Source organism: Tissierellales bacterium (genome assembly GCA_025210965.1).
In the GTDB taxonomy this organism is placed as follows: Bacteria; Bacillota; Clostridia; order Tissierellales; family JAOAQY01; genus JAOAQY01.
In genome coordinates, this window is sequence record JAOAQY010000162.1 from 21761 (window position 1) to 40797 (window position 19037).

Sequence of the window (19037 nt, forward strand, 5' to 3'; positions counted from 1 at the left end):
GAGAAGGAGTGAGCGTATGAATATTAACTGGTTTCCAGGTCATATGAAAAAAACAAGAGAATTGATCCAGAAAAACCTAAAATTGGTCGATATAGTTTATGAAGTAATTGATGCAAGAATACCTGTAAGTAGTAGAAATCCTGAAATAGATCAACTAGTTCAGAGCAAACCGCGTGTTATTATAATGAATAAGGCTGATTTAGCTTCTGAAACAGGAAATGCTGCTTGGAAAAGATACTTTGAGAAGCAAGGATACCCAACACTTTTTATGGAACAAAATAAAACCAAAAGTGTAAAAAAATTAATACAAGTTACTGAAAAAGCTATGGGTGATAAGAGAGCTAAGCAATTAGAAAAAGGAATAGTTAATCGTCCAATTAGGATAATGATAGTTGGTATTCCAAATGCAGGGAAATCTACGATAATCAATGCATTAGCAAAGCGTAAAAGTACTCAAACTGGAAATAGACCAGGAGTTACAAAGGGTAAACAATGGGTTAAACTAGCTAATAACTTAGAATTACTTGATACTCCAGGGATTTTGTGGCCTAAATTTGAAGACGAGGAGGTTGCAAAACATCTTGCGTTTACGGGTGCTATAAGAGATGAAATTATGGATACTGAAACGCTTGCACTAAGATTGATAGAGAGACTTATATTGATAGACCCAATGTATTTAGAAGAAAGATATAAAGTGGAAGTAAATGTAGATAATGGTTTAGATACTATGGAGATTATAGCAAGGAAACGTGGTTGTATAATGAAATCAAGAGAAATTGATTATACGAGAATAGCCCATATAATACTAGATGAGTTTAGGAGAGCTATTATAGGAAGGATAACATTAGAATTTCCAGAGAAATAGGTGATGATATGAAGCTTAGTATTGATAATGGAAATATAAAACCTGAAAATATTAAGACAAATTTGAAAAAATGGATTACAGGAATTTTACTAGACATAAAGTCAGATGAAATAATAGTAAAGACGGATGATGGTGATAAATCTTTTTATTTAAAGGGTAATTTAAGTGATGAAGAAAACTTAGAGATTGGTAATGAATTTAAATTTTTGGTTAGTGGGAAAAATGAATTAACTAAAATAGAAAAAATTGAAGTTGAAAATGTAGAAAATGGTAAATATAATAAAGCACCGGAAAATGATGCAAAAGTTTTGACAAAATCGCTATTAACAGACTTGAAAAAAATGAATTACGGTAGTATACTTGATTCGAAGGGTCGAGAGAATGAAATAATAGATTTAGCAAAGAATCTTGGGTTTGAATTTTCAAAAGATGAAATCATTCAAGTAAAAAATGCGACAAAGTTTATTTCTGATACTATAGATGATAATATTAGTATAGAATATGTTAAATTGCCTTCTAATCAAGTGGAATTAACTTTTAATACGAATAATAACGTTGAAATTAGTGAAATGAGTGAACTAAAAGAAAATGTGTTTAGCCAGTCTGCGGATAATTTAGAATTAGGTTCTACTAAAATTGCTGAAAGTGAAAAAATTGAGTTAGTAGAACTTGACAAAAATTTTAAATTAGAATTAGAAAGCATTAAGCAAGATTTAAGTAAACCACAGGAAAAATTAAATTTATATGGATTGATACTGAAAAAGCTGAAATTGCCTTTATCTTTGGAGAATTTTAGGGCTCTTATCCAACTTGATGAGAGCTCTTTTTTGCATGAGTTGTTATCAGAAAATTCTAAAGATAATGATTTTCAGCGAGTTGAACTAAAATCAATTATTGATATAATTACTAAAATTGGTATAGCAAAAGGAGAAAGTCAAAGTGTTATTCAGTTGCTGTTTGGGAACAAGATGAATAATTTGCAGTCATATACCGATTTAAAAGAAGAATTGAGCAAAGCCATAGTTGAACGGAAAGAGTCCTTAGAATCAAAAATAGAGGGGTTAGAAGACAAAGAAGAATCTCGAATTTCTGACAAATTTGATAAAATACTGAAGATCAAATCAACTTTGGAAGCTAATTTGAATATTTCAGTGATTCCCATAAATATAGAAGATAAAATATCAGGACAATTATATTATAGGAAAAATAAATTTAAGAATATTAGAGACCAGCATACAGTTTTACTTGACTTAAATACTGAAAATCTAGGGAAGATAAAAATTTTGTGTTATCAAAATGATTCGAGTTTAGCAATTAGATTTATCGGAGAAGAAAAAAAGATTATCAATTATATTAAATCAATGCAAAAAAAACTTATGAGCTTATTGAATGATACAATTTATGAAAATTTGAAAATTGAGTATGCAATTAGCAAAAATGAGTCTGCCCTTAAAAATTTATTGGAAGTTACTAAATTGGAAGGAGTTGATTTTAGAGTATGAGTAAGGAAAAAAAAGCCATAGCGCTTAGATATATACCGGATGAAGATTCTGCGCCAAAAGTGTTAGCTAAAGGTAAGGGGTATGTTGCAGAGCGAATAATAAAAACGGCTGAGGATGCAAAGGTAAATGTTGTTGAAAATAAGGAAGTTGCCGAGTCGCTATTTAATGTGGAGATAGCTAGTGAAATTCCATCTGATATGTTTGAAGCCGTTGCAGGGATATTGGCATTTGTTTATCAATTAGATCGTGAATTTGAATAATAGATCAAAGGGAGCTCATGGAGAAAGAATAGCTATCAAATATTTATCTGATAAGGGATATGAATTATTAGACATGAATTATTGGGTTAAGTTTGGAGAAGTTGATTTGATAATGTTACATGGCGAATTTATAGTTTTTGTTGAAGTGAAGATGAGATGGGACTGTGATAAAGGATGGCCAGTTGAAGCAGTAACACCAAAAAAGCAAAAGAATATTAGACAGGTTGCGAATATATATTGGCAAATGGGTCAATGGAAGAATAAGCAACCTAGATTCGATGTTATTGAAATAATAAAGTACGAACAGAATAAAACAGCCATACGACATATAGTAAATGCTTTTTAATTTGTAGAGAATCGAGGTAATAATCATGTTATCAAAAGTTAAATCATGTGTACTTCATGGACTAGAAGGGAATATAGTCGAAGTGGAGGTTGATTTGTCAAGAGGATTGCCAGGATTTATAGTGGTAGGATTGCCGGATATTTCTATTCGTGAATCTAAAGAAAGAGTTAGAACTGCGATTTCTAATTCAGGATATGATTTTCCAATAAAAAAGGTTACGGTAAATCTATCGCCAGCAAATCTTAGGAAGGAGGGGTCTCAATTGGATTTGCCTATAGCTATAGCGTTGCTAGCAGCTATGGGAGAAATAAAAAAAGCAGAAAATTTAAATGAAATATGTATTTTAGGAGAAATTTCATTAGATGGTGGGATAAATAGGATAGATGGTGCACTTCCTATGATTATAGCAATGAAACAATTGGGGTATAAGAAGTTTATTGTTCCTAGCTCAAATAAAGACGAGTGTTCGGCAATAAAGGATGTCTATGTTTATGAGTTTAATGAGCTAAGGCAGGTTGTAGAATGGTTTAATGGAGATTTGAATAAAAAGCCATATTTGAATGAAAAAATTGTATTTAATCAAGAAAAAACTGTGCTAGATTTTTCGGATGTGAAGGGACAAAAACAAGTTAAAAGAGCAGCTGAAATTGCAGCTGCTGGAGCACATAATATGCTTATGATCGGACCACCAGGCTCGGGAAAAAGTATGATAGCGCAAAGGTTTCCTTCAATATTACCAAGTTTAAGTTTTGAAGAGGCTTTAGAAGTTACTAAAATCCATAGCGTTGCAGGTTTGCTTAAGAATGGGTGTCTCATAAGGTCAAGGCAATTTAGGGCTCCACATCATACTATTTCAAAAACTGCACTAGTTGGAGGCGGTATAAAACCAATGCCTGGAGAAGTTTCTCTTGCACATCTTGGAGTATTGTTTTTGGATGAACTTCCAGAATTTAATAGAGCGACATTAGAGGCATTAAGACAACCATTAGAAGATGGAGTTGTCACCATAAGTAGAGTTCAGGGGAGTTATACTTATCCATGTTCTGAGATAATGCTAGCTGCAGCAAATCCTTGTAAATGTGGGTATTACGGGGATCCAAGACATGAATGCACATGTACTAGTGCGGAAATAGATAGATATATTAATAAGTTGAGTGGACCATTTTTAGATCGCATGGACATACAAGTTGATGTATCATGTGTAAATATATCGGATTTACAAAATCATGCGAAAGAGGAGAGCTCTAGTGAAATTAGATCTAGAGTAGAAGCTGCTAGAAACATTCAAAGAGAAAGGTACAAAGAAGATGGGATATATTCTAATTCGGAGCTTCAGGGCAAGAATATTGAAAAATATTGTGTTTTAGATAATAATGCGAAGAAGATGCTTGAGATGGCATTTGAAAGGATGAAGTTGAGCGCTAGGGGATACAATAATATACTTAAAATATCTAGAACGATAGCTGATTTGGAAAGAAGCAAAGAGATAAATGAAACGCATATAGCTGAGGCGTTACAGTATAGACAATTAGATAGAAAATATCATTGATTGAATTAAAATTTGAATGAATTTTATGAAAAAGGTTTACATAGAGCTAGTTTAGACTTATAATATAAATTGTCGTTGGCTCTAGAATATTATGAATATTCTCAAAAATGGAGATGAACGCTGTGAATGAGCGAGATATAATCATTTGGTTAACGAGTTTACGAGGAGTAGGTCCTCAAACTATATTGTTTTTGAAGCAGTATTTTGGTTCACTAGATGAATTTTGGCATTCTAGTGAAAAGGATATACCATTGAATGTTTTACCTAAGCGAAAGCGTGATATACTTAGGAAAATTTATTCTTATAAAAAGAACAGTATAAATTTCGATTATTTTGAGAAATTAGAACATGAAGGAGTTTCAGTGGTTGTTAATTGCGATGACAAATTTCCCAAAAAACTTAGAGATATTCCCCAATCACCATGTGTACTTTATTACAAGGGAAATATTCAAGAAGTAGATAAATCTCTTGCGATAGTAGGGCCTAGAAAGGCAAGTTACTATGGGCGTTGGGCTGCAGAGAAGTATTCGAGAGAAATTGCAAAAGCAGGAGTTTGTATAGTAAGTGGTTTGGCGAAGGGTATAGATGCTATAGCACATAAAGGAGCATTAGAAGCAAATCAAATAACTTATGCAGTATTGGGAAATGGGCTGGATAGAGTTTATCCAAAATGTAATGAAAAATTATATAGTCAAATTGAAGAATCTGGAGCGCTGATTTCAGAATATCCACTTGGAATGGAGCCAAAAGCATCGAATTTTCCGCAAAGAAATAGAATTATAAGTGGTTTGTCTGATGCGGTTTTTGTCGTAGAGGCAAAAAAGAAAAGTGGTACGTTGATTACAGTGGATTATGCTTTGAAACAAGGAAAAGACGTTTTAGTATTACCTGGAAATGTTAATAGTCTATATAGCCAAGGGACAAATCAACTTATTAAAGAAGGGGCTATAATGGTTACAGAGTGTAAAGATGTATTGGAAAATTTATACGGAGTATTTGATTCTAATCCTAAAGATTGTAAGCTACCAGTGCTATCAGAATCAGAAAAAATTGTTTACAATTTGCTTGAGAATGGACCAATTCACTTTGATGCAATAGGCTACGAGACTAATTTTGAAGCATCAAAATTAAATTCAATATTGACTCTTTTAGAAATAAAGGGTATTATAATGAGGTTGCCAAGAAATATATTTCAATTGAGGAATTAATGTATATTAGAAAACATTAGTGTTTTTACGATAGATTATAAGCCTTTGAAGAAAACAATTGAAAGAAAAAAACATTATAAGATGCCAAATACACAAAATTCGGAGGTGCAAATATTGGCTAAGAGTTTAGTAATAGTGGAGTCACCAGCAAAGGCTAAGACTATAGGAAAATTTTTAGGAAAAAATTATAAAGTAAAATCATCGGTAGGTCATATTAGAGATTTGCCTAAAAGCAAGATTGGTATAGATGTAGAGAATAATTTTGAACCAAGGTATATTACTATTAGAGGAAAAGGTCCTGTATTAGCTGAATTGAAGAAAGAAGCTAAAAAAGTAGACCGAGTATATCTTGCAACTGACCCCGACCGTGAAGGGGAAGCAATATCATGGCATTTAGCTGCTGCATTAGGACTGTCTTCTACAGAGGCTAATCGCATTGAATTCAATGAAATAACGAAAAATGCGGTCAAAAACGCAGTTAAAAATCCTAGGAAAATCAATCAGGATTTGGTTGATGCTCAGCAAGCTAGAAGGATACTAGATAGGTTAGTAGGTTATTCTATAAGTCCTTTACTTTGGAAGAAAGTTTCAAAGGGACTTAGTGCTGGTAGGGTTCAATCGGTTACGACAAAGTTGATTTGTGATAGAGAAAGAGAAATAGAAGATTTTATTCCAGATGAGTACTGGTCAATAGAAGGTAAATTTTCTAAAGCTAGAGTTAAGATTGAAGCGAAGTATTCTGGGAAAAAGATTGGCAAGAAGATAGAAAAAATTGAACTGAAAAACGAAGAAGAAACTAATAATTTATTAGCTGAGATTGATAGAGATGCTTTTTTTGTAGATCAAATAAAAACTACAACGAAACAGAAAAAACCTGTACCACCATATACTACGAGTTCATTACAACAGGACGCTGCAAAAAAGATTGGTTTTTCTACAAAGAAGACTATGAGAATTGCGCAGCAATTGTATGAAGGTATAGATATAAAGGGTGAGGGAACAATCGGTTTGATTACTTATATCAGAACGGATTCTGTTCGTATATCAGAAGAAGCATTAGATGCAGTTGCAGATTATATAGCACAAAATTTTGATGAAAAATATTATTGTGGAAAACAGAAGTATGGCAAGAAGAAAAAATCAGTTCAAGATGCTCATGAGGCTATAAGACCTTCAAAGGTTGAATTGGAGCCTGATAAAATAAAAGAGTCGCTTAGTAGAGAGCAATATAGACTTTATAGCCTTATTTGGCAAAGGTTTGTTGCATCTCAAATGGCACCAGCTGAGGTTGAGACTGTTACTATAGCTCTCAATTCGAATGATCATATATTTAAGACTAGTGGTTCAAGACTTTCATTTAAAGGTTTTATGGAAGTTTATGATAAAAAAAATACTGCATATAAATTTAAAATGCCTAAAGTTGGTGAAGGCGATAAAATGAAGTGTGACGAGCTTGAAGGCAAACAACATTTCACTAAGCCGCCGGCTCGTTATTCAGAGGCTTCTTTGGTAAAAACTATGGAGGAACTTGGTATAGGAAGACCGAGTACATATGCTCCTACAGTAGCTACTATTTTAGCTAGGCGTTATGTTTATCTTGAAACAAAGCAGTTCTATCCAACGGATTTAGGATTCATTGTAACTGAGATATTAGAGCAGTACTTTAAAAAAATTATGGATAAAGATTTTACAGCGCAAATGGAGGCTGATCTTGATAGAATAGAAGAAGGATCTTTTGCTTGGCAAGAAGTAATAGGTGCTTTCTATAAGGATTTTGAAAAAGATTTGAAAATTGCTGAAGAAGAAATTAGTCAAATTGAGATAAAAGATGAAGAAACAGATGAAATTTGTGAAAAGTGTGGGCGCAATATGGTTAAAAAAAGAGGCCGATTTGGTGAGTTTTTAGCTTGTCCAGGATATCCAGAATGTAGAAATACAAAACCAATTATAGTTAAGATTGGTGTAACATGCCCTAAATGTGAAAAGGGTGAAATTATTGAAAAAAGATCTAAGAAAGGAAGAACATTCTATGGTTGTGATCAATATCCAGAATGTGATTTTGTTTCATGGGATCGCCCACATACTGAAAAATGTCCAGTTTGTGGTGAGTTAACAGTGGTGAAAAGGCGAAAAGGAAAAAATTACTTGAGATGTACAGTGTGCGGTCATCAAGAAGAAATTAAGGAAATAGAGTAAAGAATTTTGGGAGGTAACATATGAGTGAATCATTATTGACTAAGACAAGAAGGCTGAATAAAATATTACAGGATAGCGGTAATAATCCTGTATCGTTTGAGGATTTGAGCCGTACGCTTGGAGAAATATTAGGGTCTGAAGTATATATTACTAGTAGAAGAGGTAAGATACTAGGAGCATCGGTTGATCAAGAACAATTAATAGTTGCGGTTACAGATGATGATATGCGATTGGATGCAGAGTATAATGAAAAATTATTAAAGATCAAAGAAACTAAAGAAAACTTAAGCAGTGAAAATGCGCCTGAATTGTTAGCTCTTTGCAATGATGAGTGTGCTACTATGACTATTATTCCAATCCACAGTGCTAAAGACAGATTAGGAACTTTAGTTCTTAATAGAAAAGATAAGAAGTTTACAGAAGATGATTTAGTGCTTTGTGAGTATAGTGCTACTATAGTTGGAATGGAAATTATTAGAGCTAAAAATGATGAATTAGAAGAAGAAGTTAGAAAAAAAGCAATAGTTCAAATCGCTATTGGTACATTATCGTATTCGGAATTAGAAGCTATTGAGCATATTTTGAAGGAACTTGAAGGCGAGGAAGGTTTGTTAGTTGCAAGTAAAATTGCGGACAGAGTAGGTATAACTCGTTCAGTTATAGTAAATGCACTTAGAAAGTTTGAAAGTGCAGGTGTTATAGAATCTAGGTCACTCGGAATGAAGGGTACGTATATTAGAATATTAAATGAGTATTTATTAGCAGAGCTAAATATCGTCAAGTAAAAATTTGAATAGAATTATTAATATTTAAAGAGGAAAGATTTATAAATCTTTCCTCTTTTTTTAAAGAAAGTGCAGAATTTTGCCGATTAATTTAGTGTAGAGTGTTATTAATACTTTTAAAATGAGTCGAAATCATATAAAATAGAATAAAGAGATTTAGGAGGCGATATGGATGGGCCGAAATCTATTAGGAATATCTTTTGATAGAGTAGAACTTATGAATCGTGCTTTAGATGGAGCGTGGAAGAGAAATAAAGTATTAAATCATAACTTATCTAACGTTAACACACCTGGATATAAGCGAAAAGATGTTGATTTTCAAAGTGTGTTAAAGAAAGAAATGGATGATAGTTCGGGATTTAAAATCAAAGATTCTGGAATGGTTAGTAAGGAAGATGCTAAGGATGAGTTTCAGGTAGAAGTAGAGGGTGGATATTCGACTAGAAGAGATGGAAATAATGTGAATGCAGATACTGAAATGGCAGAACTTACTAAAAATTATATTACGTATAATTCACTTATTGGACAAACTAGCAAGGAATTTAAAAAGTGGAAAATGATAATTGATGAAGGAGGACGTTAGTTATGGGAGCATTTGATGCTTTTAATATAAGCGCATCGGGATTAACAGCTGAAAGAACTAGGATGGATATTATTTCTAAGAATATTTCTAACGCAGATGTTACAAGAACAGCTAATGGCGGACCGTATAGAAGACAGATGGTTGCATTTGAAGAAAAAGTTAACTTTGAAGAAATGCTTGAAAAGGCAATTGATGGTGATACTAAATCGTTAGGTTCGGGAGTAAAGATAAGTAAGATTGTTGAGGATAAATCACCTTTTAATAGGGTATATGAACCAGGACATCCAGATGCAGACGAAGAAGGGTATGTGCTTAAACCAAATGTTAATACGATAAAAGAGATGGTTGATATGATTACAGCGTCTAGAAGTTACGAAGCAAATATAACAGCAATGAATACTTCGAAAAACATGTGCTTAAAGGCACTTGATATTATTCGCTAGTGGAGGAAATTATGATAAATTCAATTAATAAAATAATTGGAGGCACTGAAACTAAACCGTCGGAAACGATAAAAAAAGTGGCAGGTTCAAATGTCACTTTTTCTGATGTTTTAGATAAGGTTCTTTCGGAAGTTAACACATTACAGAAAGAAGATATAAAGGCAAAAGAAGCATTATCACTAGGAAATATAGACAATTTACATGATCCAATGATAGCTTCTGAAAAAGCTGATATAGCGTTACAATTTACTTTAAAAGTTCATGGTAAAATTATTGAGGCTTATAAGGAAATCATGAGGTTACAAGTATAGATCATAAAGACGTAAATGGGGTGATGATGTGGGCGAATTTTTGTCCAAACTACGAACTCAGTTAACCGAGTTTTGGGAGAACACAGAAAAATCTAAAAAAATAAAAATGGGTGTAGTTGCGGGGGTTATTGTCGCAATTATAACTATTGCAATAATAATGATGACTAGAGTAAATTATTCAATACTGTACCAAGGTTTGTCAATGAAGGATGCATCTGAAATTACAGAACAATTGACTTCATTGGGAGTGAACTGGACATATGAGGATAATAACACAACGACGATATTAGTACCTACAGAGCAGGTCAACAAAGTTAAAATTCAATTGGCTGGCTTAGGTTTACCAAAAGATGATTACGATATTTCATCGGTTTTTGACAATACAAACTGGGCAGAAACTGAATATGTTACCAAAAACAAGTTGCAAATAGCTAAAACAAATCAATTGCAGGGAATAATTGGTGATATTGAAGGTATTGACAAAGCTGTTGTAAATATTGACGTTCCAAATGACACTACGTTTTTGAATCAAGGAACAGGGACAGCATCAGTATTTGTAACATTAAGCGAAGAAGATGCATTAAAGCAAGAGAAGGTAACTGCGATACAGAATTTAGTTGCAGGGGCATTTCAGAATTTAGAGTCTGAAAATGTTGCAGTATCAGATCAATATGGTAGATATTATGACGAAATGCTTAGTGAAACGATAGATGCAAGTGATCAGCTTAAAATGCAAAGCGTTATTCAATTACAATTAAATCGAAGTTTAAAAACGTTCTTAGAAAATCTATATGGACGTGGAAATGTTGATGTATTGACACATGTTACGTTGGATTTTGATAGTAAAACGATAGATAGTAAGGTATTTCAGCCTCCAGTTGAAGGTTCTAATGAGGGACTTATTAGAAATATGGAAGATTTGCAAGAATCAACTGTGAATGCGACAAGTGCAAATGTAGTAGGAACAGAACCTAATACAGAAGACGTTACAGATTACGTAACGGGAGACGAGAATGCGTACAATAAAAGTAAAGCGCACAAACTTATTACTTATGAATTAAACGAGATTAATACTAGAATAATAGAAAATGCGGGAAATGTAAAAGACATTACTATTGCAGTGGTTATAAATGAAGATGCATTGATAGATGGTAGCATGACCGATGATAGGAAAAAAGAATTAGCAGGACTTGTTGGAAATACTGCAGGAGTTGCTGTTGAAAAAGTAAAGATAAGTACGGGTAAATTTGCAACAGATACAGAAACTACTACTGTAGAAACTACTAGCATTCCAGTATGGATATATGCAGTACTTGCTATTGCGGCATTACTTATAATTGTGCTTGTAATAGTTATAGTTAGAAGAAGAGGTGCTAAACAAGAAGAAGAAGAAAATATTACAGACTTTCTTGCTGAAGGGTTGGAAGAAACATCTGATGTTGAAGAGATTGACTATGAAGGCGAAAAATCTGAGTACAAGGTTCAGATTGATAATTTCATTGACAAAAAACCAGAAGCAGTTGCTGCATTGTTGCGTACTTGGATGAGTGAAGAATAGAAGGTGATTGAATGACAGAAAATATGGAATTTACCGGAAGACAAAAAGCTGCAGTTTTGATGATTTCATTAGGCCCTCAAAAATCGGCTGAGATATTTAAACATCTCAGCGATGATGAAATAGAGGAATTAACACTTGAAATTGCAAATATGAGAATGGTTTCACCAGAGGTAAAAGAATATATATTAGAAGAATTTTATCAAATGTGTATAGCTCAGGAATATATTTCTGAGGGTGGTATTAATTATGCGAAAGACGTACTCGAAAGAGCATTGGGATCACAAAAAGCTGTTGATATTATCAATAAATTGACAACTTCATTGCAAGTTAAGCCATTTGAATTTATTAGAAAAACTGATCCTAGTCAAATACTCAATTATATACAGAATGAGCATCCACAAACAATAGCGCTCATATTAGCTTATTTATCTCCATCTCAGGCTGGTCAAATATTATCAAGTTTATCAGCGGATAAACAGGGGGAAGTTGCTAAGAGAATTGCTACTATGGACAGAACCTCTCCTGAAATTATAAAAGAAGTAGAATCTGTATTAGAAAGCAAATTCTCTACAATGGTTTCGCAAGATTACACGAGCGCTGGTGGCCTAGATTCTATAGTAAACATATTAAATGCAGTTGATAGAGGAACAGAAAAACATATTATGGATGAATTAGAATCTAATGATGCTGAGCTTTCAGAAGAAATTAAACGTAGAATGTTCGTATTTGAGGATATCGTATCTCTTGATGGACGTTCTGTACAAAGATTTATTCGAGAAATTGACAATAGTCAGTGGTCTATTGCACTTAAAAGTGCTAGTGACGAAGTCAAAGATGTTATCTTTGGCAATATGTCTAAACGTTTAGTAGAGATGATCAAAGAAGATATGGAATTTATGGGACCAGTTAGGGTTAAAGATATTGAAGAAGCTCAACAAAATATAGTAAATACAATTAGAAAATTAGAGGATGAAGGCGAAATAATTATTTCTCGAGGAGGAGATGAGGTCGTTGTCTAAACTGATTAAATCAAACTATGTTCGAGAGATTGAAAGAAAAAAAGAAAATGATGATAAAAATTCGATAGATCATGTACAAGAGGCTAAAAGAAGAATTGATTATCTAAAAGAAGAAATTGAAGTGTTAGAAGAAGAAATTCGGCTGAAAAAAGAGAAGGCAGAGGAATATTGTGACAACAAAAAATCAGAGGCAGAGGATGAAAGCCAAGCAATTGTTCAAAAAGCAGAGGTTGAAAGGGATGAACTTTTAGAACAGGCTTACCAAAAGAGTCAAGAAGTGCTTGAAGAGAGTAGAAATAATGGATATGAAGAAGGATATCAATCAGGTTATGAAGAGGGGAAAAAAAACTCAGATGAGTTGATTGATGAAGCTAATGATTATAAAAAGCAATATTGGGAAATGCGTGAAAAAGCACTTAGAGATGCTGAGTCTGATTTTGTAAACTTGGCGATTGGTGTTATTGATAAAATCTTTAATAGACAATTGGAAGAAGAAGATATTATATTAGATATAGTTAAAAATGCTATAGAGAGTATAGGTTATTGTACGTCCATAACCATAAGAGTTTCAGAAGATGATTATGATGTTTTAGAGATATCGAGAAGCAGGATACTTGCTATGTTTCCATTAATAGATAATATGGATATTAAAACAGATTTTTCATTAACAAAAGGTGATTGTGTAATTGACAGTGAAAAAGGGAGTGTAGATGCATCTGTAAGAATGCAATTAGATCAGATTAAAGAATTGGTGATGAACTTGCTACAAAATGAGTGAGGTAATGATGGATAAAATTAATGTGGGAAAATATATTGATGGAATAAGAGAAGCAAGAACCCTAAAATATATGGGAAAGGTTTCAAAGATTACTGGGTTAACTATTGAATCTATTGGACCAATTGCAAAAGTAGGAGAGGTGTGCCAGATTTATCCGATAGCATCTAAAGAACCTATAGATGCTGAAGTTGTTGGATTTAGAGATGATAGAATATTGTTAATGCCACTTGGAGAGATGGAAGGAATTGGTCCAGGTAGTAGAGTTGTGGCACTAGGTCATGGTTTTTTGGTTGAAGTTGGAGAACAATTAAAAGGGCGTATACTTGACGGATTAGGGAACCCAATAGATGGCAAAGGTCCATTATTTACTGGTAATTTTTATAGTGTTTCCAATACGCCACCTAATCCTCTCGCTAGAAAAAGAATTGACGAGGTATTGCCACTAGGTGTTAGAGCTTTAGATGGATTACTAACTTGCGGTAAAGGTCAGAGGATGGGTATATTTGCAGGTAGTGGTGTTGGAAAAAGTACACTACTTGGAATGATTGCAAGAAATGCTCTTTCTAGCGTAAATGTAATAGGTCTTATTGGGGAGCGTGGGCGTGAAGTTAGAGAGTTTATAGAAAATGATTTGAAAGAAGAAGGACTTGCACAATCAGTTGTAGTTGTTGCTACATCAGATCAACCTGCTCTTGTTAGAAAAAAAGGCGCAGAGCTGGCTACCGCAATAGCCGAGTATTTTAGAGATCAGGGGGAGGATGTGTTGTTATTGATGGATTCTCTTACTAGATTTTCTATGGCACAGAGAGAGATAGGGCTAGCAATAGGTGAGCCGCCTGTAACTCGAGGGTTCACACCATCCGTATTTTCTGTATTGCCAAAATTGTTGGAGAGAACAGGAACATCGGATAAGGGCAGCATTACGGCTCTTTACACGGTATTGGTAGATGGAGATGATATGAATGAACCTATAACCGATACTGTTAGAGGTATATTAGATGGTCATATAGTATTGTCGCGTGACTTAGCCCATAAGAATCATTATCCAGCTATAGATATACTGGCTAGTATAAGTCGTGTAATGAATAATATATGTGAAAAAGAACATGTTAGTGCGGCTAATACAATGAAGGATTTGATGGCGACATATCGAGATGCGGAAGATTTAATTAATATCGGGGCTTATAAAAAGGGTTCTAATCCTAAGATTGACAAATCCATAGATCATATAGAGATGATAGAATCGTTTTTAAAACAGGGTATAATGGATAAGATTTCATTTGAAGAAACTCGGAAAATTTTGGAAAGTGTGATTAGATAATGAAGAAATTTGTCTTCAAACTTGAAAAAATATTGAATTATAGGCGACAAATAGTCAAAGAGAAGAAAATGGCTGTTCTTGAGGCGAATCGTGTTGTGCGAGAAAAAGAAGAGCTGTTAGAAAGTGCAAGAAATGAAAAACTTGAGCTGTTAAAAAAGAGAAATGAAGAGGCGAGAGCAAAATTAAATGTGAGATTGCTTCAGAACTTCTCTTCTTTTTTTAGTGTTTTGGATAGAAAAATAGACTATTATAAAAAAGAAATTGATAGGGCAAATGAAGAGTTAGAGAAATGCAAGATTGAGTATATAAAGGCAGTTCAAGAAGAGCGTGTATTGGAAAAGATAAAGGAAAAAGATAAGCTAAATTATGATTATGAATTAAAAAAAGAAGAAGAGAAGTTAATTGATTCTATTGTTAGTTTTTCGAATAAAGAAAATTGATATTAGGGAGTTGAATATTGTATGAGTCAAGCTGAACAAGAAAATCAAAATCCAGTTGAAGAAAAAGAGAAAAAAGAGAAAAAACCACTTAAAATTGGGAAATTAATTATTACTTTGCTTATGGTGACAATTATTATACCAATAGGAGTGTTTTTTGCGTTATATAATTTGAATGAAGATTTTAATAAAAGTGCTACTAAAATATTGAGACAAATGCCAGCACCATTTAACAATATTGGGAGAAATGATGTTGAAAAATTAGAGGAATTAAAAGAAAAGGTTATGGTAGTATCTGATTATTATCTCACATTAGACCCCGAACAAGCAGCTGAAAAGCTAGCGAATGTTAAAAATAGCGATGAAGAATTATATTACAATATAGTTCAGGCTATGAGAGAGAAGTCTTCAAGAAAAACAGATAATATAATAAGTAAAGTTCAAGTTATAGATCTTAGAAATGACACATTGGAGGAAATTTATAAAGAAATAGATCAGTCAAAAGCTGAGGAACTTAAAACGAGAGTTGAACAAGTAACTGCTCTTGATGACTATTATGCTATGAAGTTTATTAAAGAAAATTATCTTGATGCAGGTGCTATTGATGAATTGGTAACTCTTTTAAAGCAAATAGATAATCAAAAGGTTGCTTATTGGATGTATTTTATGAATCCGGCAGATCAGGTTGAAATAATGAATAAAATAGATAGACCATATAAGAATGCTTTAAGAACTATACTATACGATATGAAATCTAAAGATGATAACCTGATGAATAAGGCAAATGTTTTTGAAGTAAAGGATTTAGATACTACACTATCAGAAATTGGTTCTGCAGAATTTTATCCAGTTGAAGATTTGGCAGTTATTTATTCGAACTTATCATTGACAAAAAGCTCGGAAGTGCTCAAAAATGTTTCAGATGAGGAATTTAAGAAAAATTTACTTGAATCGATAAGCAAAAGGGAAAAATTGACAAGTGATTCTAATAAAATCGCAGAAAATCTGGAAAAAACTTTGGATTATTTACAAGAATATGATAAAAAAATACAGGAATTGGCCGATATATATAATAGGATGACTACTGCTGAGGTTGTTAAGATTGTTGAAAAGATGATGATTAATGACCAACGCTTAGAATATTTTGACATGAATGGCATAGAAGGAATAGAACTAACTGATGAAAAAATAATATTAGATATACTCGACAAATTGGGAAAAACAAAAGTTTCTGAAATTATAAATCAGTTAGATACTAGAAAAGCTACAGAGCTTACTCGAAAGTTAGCTATTCAATAGAAGTAGTCATTGAATAATAAATTACAGATTAAGGAGGTGATTAGTGAAAATGGAATTGATAAATCTAACAAGACAACAAGGTGTAGGTTTGCTAGAAAAGTCTTTTAAAGGAAATTCTAAACATTCTGATTCTCAAGTGAATTTTGATAATTATCTCAGAAAAACGATGAACAAAAATGCTGGAAATGAAGAAAAAGCTTCTAAATTTCAGCATGATAAAGCGGGTTTGCATAAAGATGTTTATGACAAAATGAATGCAATCAATAGTGGAGCTGTCAAAAAAATTAATTCTATGAAAGATGAAACTTCAGAAATAGTTAATTATAATGATAAAACATCTGAGACCAAAGAAGAAAGTGAAATTGAAAAACTTGGAGATGAAGCTTCAGAAATAGTTGATGAATTGAATGAAACGATTGATGAATTGGTTGTTTTAATTGAAAATATCGACATTGATGCTAATGAATTAAATCAAGGAAATACGAATCAAATGGTAGGAGATGTACTTGCGACAGAAGAGGTATTAAAAAATAGCGGAGAGCTTAGCAGTGAAGAAACAATATCTAGCCAGAGCGATAAAGCTATTTTTGATAATGTATCAAGAAATATCCAAAAATTAGAAGATTTAATTGGTAAATTGCAGGAATTAGTTGATAAAATTGTAAAGACTAATGATAATTCATCTGAGAAAATTAGTGAAAGTGTTTTGAAATTAAGTAACGAATTAGAAGAAGTTGTGAATATGAAGTCAGCACTTGAAGGTTTTGTAAAGGAAGTTATTGATGTCGATAAAAATAACATGAAAAATGAGATAAAAGATATGTTGATTGAATTGAAGGCAAGTGTTGAGGGCAAAGATAATATAAAAACTGGCGTTAAAACGATTGCTAAACAAATAGAGTTTTTATCTCAGAAGAACAATCAATTAGCTGAAAGCAAAGGAAATAGTGCACTTCAAAATAATGGAGATATTGATAGTCATAGCTTGCAGAATGAAGAAGGCATTTCTAGAGCATCAATGGAAAACAAAGATAATAATGATAATGAAAATGCTGGAAAAGAATCTAATGAAAAGCAAAGTGATTCATTTAAGACAGATGCAATAGGAACTAAATCAATGGCAAATGATTCGGAGTTTAGTTTAGAAAAAACATCATTTAAAGTTTCGGACAAGAAGATTGCGGATGAAGACTTGATAAAGCAGATTTCGGAACATATGAATAAAATGAGACTGAAAAGTGGAACTCAAACTGTTAGGATGAAGTTAAAACCAGAAGCATTAGGAGAGGTTAATTTAAAAATTTCTCTTGAAAAAGGAAGTTTATCTACGGAGTTATTGGCAGAAAATAATGAAGTAAAAGAAATTTTAGAGAAGCATCTTAGTGTATTGAAAAATCATTTAGAGCAGCAAGGATATGAAGTAAAGGAATTTAAGGTGGTTAGTCAAGAAGAGACTCAAAATGCAAATTATTTAGATCAAGAGAATGAGAATAACAAACAAGAAAGAGAACAAAAACGACAAAGTAAAGAAGAACATGATGAAAAAGACAATTCAGATTTTGGCGATTTGTTTTCTAAGATGAATACTATAGCGTAGGAGGTGCGATATGTCAGAATTAATACAAGATATAACGAAATATACACAGCCTCAAAGCCAAGATAAAAAAAAGACAGCATCTGAGCAAAGGCGAGAGGATGTTTCAAAAAACAAAGATGCATTTTTGCAAATGATGGTTGCACAGCTTAAGAATCAAGACCCTATGAGCCCTGTTGAGAATCAAGACTTCTTGGCACAAATGGCTCAATTTACTACAGTGGAAGAAATTCAAAGCTTGACGGCATCTTCAGCAGAAAACTCTGAGAAGATGAATGAAGGAATTACAAAGATAGCAGATGTATTGGCGAAAATGCAGGCTGATACAGCGAGTTTTCAAAAGACTGTTAAAGAAGGTTTAGAATCAATTCAAGAAAGCCTTAAAGAGGGTGAGTAATTGTGGATGATTTAAAAATGAAGCAAATAGCAGGTTCTTTAAATGCTGCGAGTATAGTTAGGAAAACGAAACAAATTAATATTAGAGACAAAAAAATATCGAGTGGTGAGAGTTTTGAATCCATATTAAATAAGGTTCAAACAAATGGAGGGAAAATAAAATTTTCTAAACATGCACAAGATAGGATTGAATCTAGAAACATTAATTTTTCAGATCAAGATGTCAAAAACATAGAAAATGCAGTAGATAGAGCAAGAGATAAGGGTGTTCAAACAGCTTTGATTTTAATGGATAAAGTAGCATTGATAACAAATATTAAAAATAATCTAGTTATAACGACTGTGAACAAAGAGCAACTAAAAGAAAATGTATTTACTAATATAGATGGTGCTGTGATAATTTAGCTGGACCGAAAGGGGGCTAACTCGGACTTGACTGATAGATGGTTCGAATACAGCATGACTAGAGGAGGTCATGTATTATGATGAGATCTATGTATTCTGGTGTTTCTGGTCTAAGAATTCACCAGTCTAAAATGGATGTAATTGGTAACAATATAGCAAATGTTAATACTGTTGGATTTAAA

21 protein-coding genes are annotated in these 19037 nt (G+C 32.9%); all 21 read left to right on the forward strand.

The genetic code is table 11. The features are described from left to right. Window positions 1–16 precede the first annotated feature (16 nt). Window positions 17–865, forward strand: a complete 849-nt coding sequence (ylqF, locus tag N4A40_11595; GenBank protein MCT4662497.1) for a ribosome biogenesis GTPase YlqF — start codon at window positions 17–19, stop codon at window positions 863–865. 8 nt (window positions 866–873) lie between these two features. Continuing rightward, complete coding sequence (locus N4A40_11600) at window positions 874–2367, forward strand: hypothetical protein (GenBank protein ID MCT4662498.1); 1494 nt, start codon at window positions 874–876, stop codon at window positions 2365–2367. Continuing rightward, window positions 2364–2627 carry an EscU/YscU/HrcU family type III secretion system export apparatus switch protein gene (locus tag N4A40_11605; GenBank protein ID MCT4662499.1) on the forward strand — a complete coding sequence of 88 codons (264 nt, stop codon included), beginning with the start codon at window positions 2364–2366 and terminating at the stop codon, window positions 2625–2627. The genes N4A40_11600 and N4A40_11605 overlap by 4 nt, the downstream gene beginning before the upstream one ends. After that, the gene (locus tag N4A40_11610; GenBank protein ID MCT4662500.1) at window positions 2620–2973 is read left to right on the forward strand and encodes a YraN family protein; all 354 of its coding nucleotides are present in this window, start codon (window positions 2620–2622) and stop codon (window positions 2971–2973) included. Before N4A40_11605 ends, N4A40_11610 begins: the two co-directional genes overlap by 8 nt. Window positions 2974–2998: 25 nt before the next feature. Next, window positions 2999–4522, forward strand: coding sequence for a YifB family Mg chelatase-like AAA ATPase (locus N4A40_11615; protein ID MCT4662501.1), 1524 nt, complete (start codon window positions 2999–3001; stop codon window positions 4520–4522). Between the two features lie 122 nt (window positions 4523–4644). Then, window positions 4645–5730 (forward strand): DNA-processing protein DprA, encoded by a 1086-nt coding sequence (dprA, locus tag N4A40_11620; GenBank protein MCT4662502.1) that lies wholly within the window; start codon window positions 4645–4647, stop codon window positions 5728–5730. 114 nt (window positions 5731–5844) lie between these two features. Continuing rightward, on the forward strand, window positions 5845–7926 hold the full coding sequence (topA, locus tag N4A40_11625; protein MCT4662503.1) for a type I DNA topoisomerase: 2082 nt from the start codon (window positions 5845–5847) through the stop codon (window positions 7924–7926). A 20-nt stretch (window positions 7927–7946) separates the two neighbouring features. Beyond that, window positions 7947–8711, forward strand: a complete 765-nt coding sequence (gene codY, locus N4A40_11630) for a GTP-sensing pleiotropic transcriptional regulator CodY (protein ID MCT4662504.1) — start codon at window positions 7947–7949, stop codon at window positions 8709–8711. Window positions 8712–8883: 172 nt separating this feature from the next. After that, window positions 8884–9294 carry a flagellar basal body rod protein FlgB gene (gene flgB, locus N4A40_11635; GenBank protein ID MCT4662505.1) on the forward strand — a complete coding sequence of 137 codons (411 nt, stop codon included), beginning with the start codon at window positions 8884–8886 and terminating at the stop codon, window positions 9292–9294. 2 nt (window positions 9295–9296) lie between these two features. Next, window positions 9297–9737: a flagellar basal body rod protein FlgC gene (gene flgC / locus N4A40_11640; protein MCT4662506.1), complete on the forward strand. Its 441-nt coding sequence runs from the start codon at window positions 9297–9299 to the stop codon at window positions 9735–9737. A gap of 11 nt (window positions 9738–9748) precedes the next feature. Then, window positions 9749–10048 (forward strand): flagellar hook-basal body complex protein FliE, encoded by a 300-nt coding sequence (fliE, locus tag N4A40_11645; protein ID MCT4662507.1) that lies wholly within the window; start codon window positions 9749–9751, stop codon window positions 10046–10048. 28 nt (window positions 10049–10076) lie between these two features. Further along, entirely contained in the window at window positions 10077–11606 is a 1530-nt protein-coding gene (gene fliF / locus N4A40_11650) for a flagellar basal-body MS-ring/collar protein FliF (GenBank protein MCT4662508.1), read from the forward strand. Window positions 11607–11617: 11 nt separating this feature from the next. Beyond that, the gene (gene fliG, locus N4A40_11655) at window positions 11618–12625 is read left to right on the forward strand and encodes a flagellar motor switch protein FliG (GenBank protein ID MCT4662509.1); all 1008 of its coding nucleotides are present in this window, start codon (window positions 11618–11620) and stop codon (window positions 12623–12625) included. Then, a complete protein-coding gene (locus N4A40_11660) occupies window positions 12618–13403 on the forward strand; it encodes a FliH/SctL family protein (GenBank protein MCT4662510.1) in 786 nt (261 codons plus the stop codon). Before fliG ends, N4A40_11660 begins: the two co-directional genes overlap by 8 nt. 7 nt (window positions 13404–13410) lie before the next feature. Next, on the forward strand, window positions 13411–14724 hold the full coding sequence (gene fliI, locus N4A40_11665) for a flagellar protein export ATPase FliI (protein ID MCT4662511.1): 1314 nt from the start codon (window positions 13411–13413) through the stop codon (window positions 14722–14724). After that, window positions 14724–15164, forward strand: coding sequence for a flagellar export protein FliJ (fliJ, locus tag N4A40_11670; protein MCT4662512.1), 441 nt, complete (start codon window positions 14724–14726; stop codon window positions 15162–15164). The genes fliI and fliJ overlap by 1 nt, the downstream gene beginning before the upstream one ends. 21 nt (window positions 15165–15185) lie before the next feature. Then, window positions 15186–16460, forward strand: coding sequence for a hypothetical protein (locus N4A40_11675; GenBank protein ID MCT4662513.1), 1275 nt, complete (start codon window positions 15186–15188; stop codon window positions 16458–16460). A 49-nt stretch (window positions 16461–16509) separates the two neighbouring features. Next, a complete protein-coding gene (locus N4A40_11680; protein MCT4662514.1) occupies window positions 16510–18057 on the forward strand; it encodes a flagellar hook-length control protein FliK in 1548 nt (515 codons plus the stop codon). A gap of 10 nt (window positions 18058–18067) precedes the next feature. Beyond that, window positions 18068–18451, forward strand: coding sequence for a hypothetical protein (locus tag N4A40_11685; GenBank protein MCT4662515.1), 384 nt, complete (start codon window positions 18068–18070; stop codon window positions 18449–18451). Between the two features lie 2 nt (window positions 18452–18453). Then, window positions 18454–18855, forward strand: a complete 402-nt coding sequence (locus tag N4A40_11690) for a flagellar protein (protein ID MCT4662516.1) — start codon at window positions 18454–18456, stop codon at window positions 18853–18855. 89 nt (window positions 18856–18944) lie between these two features. Beyond that, on the forward strand, window positions 18945–19037 hold a 93-nt coding region (locus N4A40_11695; protein ID MCT4662517.1), incomplete at its 3' end, for a flagellar basal body protein.